The 1,587-nt window shown below is 40.1% G+C and carries 2 protein-coding genes; both read left to right on the top strand.

Features of this window, described 5'->3' with window-relative positions:
• The coding region (locus WBG45_RS12390) for a M20/M25/M40 family metallo-hydrolase (RefSeq protein ID WP_424414990.1) at positions 1-338 on the top strand (338 nt) is incomplete at its 5' end.
• Between the two features lie 86 nt (positions 339-424).
• A partial coding sequence (locus WBG45_RS12385) for a DNA polymerase IV (RefSeq protein ID WP_424414988.1) occupies positions 425-1,587 on the top strand: 1,163 nt, incomplete at its 3' end.

Below are 1,587 nucleotides of genomic sequence, written 5' to 3'. Positions count from 1 at the left end.
CAGCACACATGAAGTCTGTTTTTGAAGAACCAGCAGCTGCCATGGGTGGACAGGCGGAAATCGACATTCAGTTAATGTACCCAGGATGCCGCTGTGGTGAGGACGAGCATGTAACACAAGTAGCTGTGCAAGCAGTTAAAAACCTTGGTCTCACTCCAAATCTAGGTACTAGTGGTGGAGGTAGTGATGCAAACATTATTGCTGGTTTCGGAATCCCAACAGTTAACTTATCAGTTGGGTATGAAGAGATTCACACGAAAAATGAACGTATGCCTGTTGCAGAACTTGAGAAATTATCAGATTTACTTGTGGAGATTGTCAAAGTATCTGCTAAATAAGTTGAAGGAAAAGAGATGTCAGGATGCCCCTGCCTTCTCTTTTTTTGTTATGATTAAAGTAAGTATAAGAAGAGGGCGATGAGGACATGACGAGCATAAAACGAGGAACTTCTCGAATTATTTTTCATATTGATATGAATAGTTTTTATGCGTCTGTTGAGCAATCATATGATCCAAGCTTAAAAGGAAAAGCAATTGCCATTGCCGGAAATCCAAAAGAACGTCGTGGAATTCTAGTAACCTGTTCCTACGAAGCTCGTGCAAAAGGCGTTTACACAACGATGAGTGTTTGGGAAGCAAAACGTAAATGTCCTGAGCTAATTTTATTGCCACCAAATTTTGAACGCTATCGAATTGCATCGCGAGCAATGTTTGAAGTATTGAGGTCATATACGAAACAAGTTGAACCAGTGTCAATTGATGAAGGATACATGGATGTGACAGAAATTGATGGACCTATGACCGCTCTACAAATCGCAGACGATATACAAACGAGATTGTTAACGGAACTTGATTTGCCTTGTTCGATTGGAATTGCGCCGAATAAATTCTTAGCGAAAACGGCGTCAAATCTAAAGAAACCAATGGGCATAACCGTTTTACGTAAACGTGATATTGATAAGATACTTTGGCCATTGCCAGTTCTCGACATGCATGGTGTGGGAGAAAGTACAGCCAACAAGTTGTACAGTATCGGGTTACAAACGATTGGCGATATTGCGAAAGCAGAAGAAGGATTATTAAAAGAAACACTTGGGAAGAATGGCAGTCGATTAAAAAAACGTGCTAATGGATTTGATGATCGTGCAGTTGATCCAGATTCGGTTTATGATACGAAGAGTGTCGGGAATTCAACGACTTTACCAAATGATGAAAGTGATCTTCATGAATTGGAGAAAGTCTTTAATCGCTTATCTACAAAAGTGGCGAATCGCTTGGAAGCAAAGCGCTTAGCAGGTCCAACGGTTTCCATCCAAATACGGGATTCAGATTGGCGAAATTCTTCTCGAAGTCAATCGTTTCGCAACTTGGTTTATGAAAAGGAAAAGATCTTTGAAGTTGCATGGAGCTTATTTACGAAAAATTGGGACGGGCAGCCGATACGTCTTTTAGGTGTGACGGTTAGCAATGTAGTAGATCGTGCAGACTTTACGGAACAACTATCTATTTATAACTTTGAAGAACACGCTAAAGAAGAGCCGATATTAAATTTAGTCGAATCTCTTCAAAAAAGATTTGGCAAAGAAAT

The sequence above is a fragment of the Paenisporosarcina sp. genome (genome assembly GCF_049671445.1).
Lineage (GTDB): Bacteria > Bacillota > Bacilli > Bacillales_A > Planococcaceae > Paenisporosarcina.
Note: the sequence above shows the minus strand (reverse complement) of the source record. Positions and strands in the feature narration are given on the sequence as shown.